Genomic DNA, 3,374 nt, shown 5'->3' on the forward strand with positions numbered 1-3,374 from the left:
AAGGCCATGGCATAGAGAACCATGACCTTTTTCTTTGGAATATTTCTGCTATCTTTGCTGGATTTTTATCATGATATTTTGTGACATTTACGAAATTAGGAGGTTTGTCAACAGCTCGATGATGTCCAGAAGCCAGATCAGACGGAAAACATTTCTGAACAACCGGAAACAGGCGAAAAAGCCGCTGATGCACCGGTACCGTATCCGGTAGAAAATGCAAGGCATGACTATGCCGTGGGGAATGGCGGGCTGAGAACTGCGGCGGCAATGGCTGACAAGCCTGTGCAGAGGGCATCGTTAAAAGAGAAGCTGGCGGCATACAAGGCACAGGTATCTGGAGCAGGCAGGGCAGATACGGAGAAAGCGAAAAGGAAGGAGGAAACGCTGTAACAATCAAAAAAACAATCAAATTTCAACCATTGTCCGGGCTGCAATTAAAAAGTTCCGATTGATTTAGCCGGGATTTCGGGGTATAATGGCATTGAGGTCATATACCTTTTGGGAATGGCTTTTGCGTTTCCTACCATATGAAAAGGAGGTTTATGGCTGATGGATACGGAAATAAAAAATGCGGTCAGTGCAACAGACCAGGACGCACAATATGATGATAAGGCAAAACGCCTGTTGGGAAATAAAATCATTCTGGCGCATATTCTGGTAAAGACGGTTGATGAGTTTAAGGGAATGAACCCGAAAGATGTGGTGTCCTATATTGAAGGAGAGCCGTTTATCAGCGTGGTTCCGGTGGAACCGGGGCTGACCAATGTGGAAAAAGAAGAAAACGGGCAGCGCATTGTCGGAATGAATACGGAAAATGCGGAGATAAACGAGGGGCTTATACGGTTTGATATTATCTTTTATGTGCGGATGAAAGATGGTATCTCGCAGGTTATCGTGAACGTCGAAGGACAGAAGGATGAACCGACAAGCTACCATATCCTGAACAGGGCAGTTTTCTATGTGAGCCGCCTTGTTTCCTCGCAGAAGGAGCGGGATTTTGTTAAGACAAATTACAATGACATAAAACGTGTTTTCTCGATTTGGGTATGTATGGGCATGGACGAGAACAGTATGGATTATGTGCATCTGACGGATGATAAGCTGTTAGGTTCTTATCCGTGGAAAGGCAGGCTTGACCTGCTGAATATAGTCCTGATCGGTATAGCAAATGAACTTCCGGAGCATGATGAGAAGTATGAGTTGCACCGTCTGCTGAGTACGTTGCTTTCAATGGAGCTGACCGTTGATGAAAAATTAGGGATCATTGAAAAAGAGTATAGTATTGTGGTAGATAATAGAATAAGAGAGGACGTGAGTGCCATGTGTAATTTGTCACAGGGGATTAAGGAAAAAGGCGGGGCAGAGAGAGAAGAAAAAATTATTTTAAATATGCACAGGAAAGGTTATACATTGGAGCAGATAGCAGAATGTGTGGAAAAGACGATTGAAGAAGTAGAGGCTGTCATTAGAAAAATAGAGCCTGTACTGGCATAATCACAGTAACTAAATAACACAAGCGGTAAAGCAGTGATTTGTTTTTGTATAAGAAAACAATTCGCTGCTTTTTCTGTTTTCGGGAAGAAAGACAGTCCTAACAGATTGTCTTTTTTTCGTGCGAAGAAAGGAAAATAGATATGGCAGACGCAAAAACAGAAAAACAGAAAGTAAAGGAGATTACTGACAAGCTGGAGGAGGGGTTAAAAGAACTTTTTGAGAGCGAAAAATACAAAAACTACCTCTCCACCATGTCAAAATTCCATAATTACAGTTTTAACAACACGCTCCTGATAGCCTTACAGCGCCCTGACGCAACCTTAGTCGCAGGCTACCAGGCATGGCAGAGGAATTTCAACCGTCATGTGAACAAGGGGGAGAGGGGAATCCGTATCCTTGCCCCTGCCCCTTATAAGATCAAAAAGGAACGGGATAAATTAGACCCTGTGACCGGGGAGGTCGTGCTGGATAAGGACGGTATGCCGCAGACAGAGGAAGTGGAGATAAAAATCCCCGCTTTCCGTGCCGTGTCCGTGTTTGACGTATCGCAGACGGACGGGGAGCCAATCCCGGAACTGGAGGCAAAAGAGCTTTTGTCCACGGTGGAGGGCTATGAGGACTTTATCAGGGCGATTACCTTTGTTGCCCCGGTTCCAATCAGTTTTGAAGATATTCCCGGAGATTCCAAAGGCTTTTTCCGCCCCACAGAAAAGTGGATTGCGGTGCAGGAGGGCATGAGTGAGAGCCAGACTTTAAAGACGATGGTGCATGAAACCGCCCATTCCATGCTGCATGACAGGGAGGTCAACAAGGATATTCTTGCGCCCGCAAAAGACAGGAACACTAAAGAGGTGGAAGCCGAAAGCATTGCCTACACGGTATGCCGGCATTTCGGCATAGATACCTCGGAGTATTCTTTCGGGTATATTGCCGGGTGGTCATCGGGGCGTGACATGAGAGAACTGAAATCTTCCCTTGACACAATCCGCAGGACGGCATCAGAGCTTATCACGGGCATTGAGGGGCAGCTTCGGGAATTGCAGCGTGACCGGGAACTGATGCAGGGGCAGGAGAAAGAGAGCCTTTTGCTGATACAGAACAGCGATCTGTCCGAGTACAGCCTTGTAAATGTCCGGGGAATGGATGCTGCAGAGGTTCTGGAATCCCTCTCTGCCATGAATGACAATGACAGACGCAATGCTACCGCATACCTGGAGAGCAGGGGTGCATGGACGACGGAGATTGCCAATCAGGATACAAAAGAGTTTGGGGAACACCGCCTTGATGTCCGATATAATACGGACACAAACGAAGTCATTGATGTAAAAGTGGAAATGGAACTGAACGAGAGGGCGAAGGAGCCTATTGGGGCGGATGATGTGATGCTGAAAATTACACATTCCCACGGTTTTGAGGTAGAGCGCATTACCAACAAGACACCGGAGGAAGTGCAGGAGATCATGGCTGCGCTTACAAAGCTGGAAGATAAGAATATACAAAATATCCGTGATTGCCTGAAAAGCTGTGAGGCTGACTATATCCCTATCATTGTGGGCGGCGGCAGAAATTCCATGATTCCGCAGTTTAATGACTTTGAGATTGACCTGGATAAAAAAGAGGTAACAATGAAACACAATCTTTCCCCGGTAAAGCAGGCGGAGGGCATCATCAACCGGTTAGAGTTTGCCAAAACCGCTTTTTCCGATGATGAGCGTAATCTTATGATTATTATCAAGCTTGGGGTTCTTCCGCAATTAACCGTTTTGTAGTTTCCTATATTATCAAATATGTAGTATACTTAACATATCAAACGAGATGAGGAGGCTGTCAAATGCCAGGTTCACACAGTACGTTATGTATAGATAGTTTTTATCCGGAAA

Annotated in this window: 3 protein-coding genes; all 3 read left to right on the forward strand. The window is 45.6% G+C overall.

The window, feature by feature from the left end; genetic code table 11:
• Positions 1–234: 234 nt before the first annotated feature.
• The 3 genes from NFS18_RS19085 (at position 235) to NFS18_RS19095 (ending at position 3,263) form a co-directional block, all read left to right on the forward strand.
• A complete protein-coding gene (locus tag NFS18_RS19085; RefSeq protein WP_251393125.1) occupies positions 235–390 on the forward strand; it encodes a hypothetical protein in 156 nt (51 codons plus the stop codon).
• A 159-nt stretch (positions 391–549) separates the two neighbouring features.
• The gene (locus tag NFS18_RS19090; RefSeq protein WP_251393127.1) at positions 550–1,494 is read left to right on the forward strand and encodes an Rpn family recombination-promoting nuclease/putative transposase; all 945 of its coding nucleotides are present in this window, start codon (positions 550–552) and stop codon (positions 1,492–1,494) included.
• A 140-nt stretch (positions 1,495–1,634) separates the two neighbouring features.
• Positions 1,635–3,263 carry an ArdC-like ssDNA-binding domain-containing protein gene (locus NFS18_RS19095; protein WP_251393131.1) on the forward strand — a complete coding sequence of 543 codons (1,629 nt, stop codon included), beginning with the start codon at positions 1,635–1,637 and terminating at the stop codon, positions 3,261–3,263.
• Positions 3,264–3,374: the final 111 nt, after the last annotated feature.

The organism is Mediterraneibacter agrestimuris (assembly GCF_943193195.1).
In the GTDB taxonomy this organism is placed as follows: Bacteria; Bacillota; Clostridia; order Lachnospirales; family Lachnospiraceae; genus Schaedlerella; species Schaedlerella agrestimuris.

What these genes read in the sequence shown, in the direction of transcription:
- NFS18_RS19095 (WP_251393131.1), top strand. Translation starts at nt 1,635, where the DNA reads ATGGCAGACGCAAAAACAGAAAAACAGAAAGTAAAGGAGATTACTGAC.
- NFS18_RS19090 (WP_251393127.1), top strand. Translation starts at nt 550, where the DNA reads ATGGATACGGAAATAAAAAATGCGGTCAGTGCAACAGACCAGGACGCA.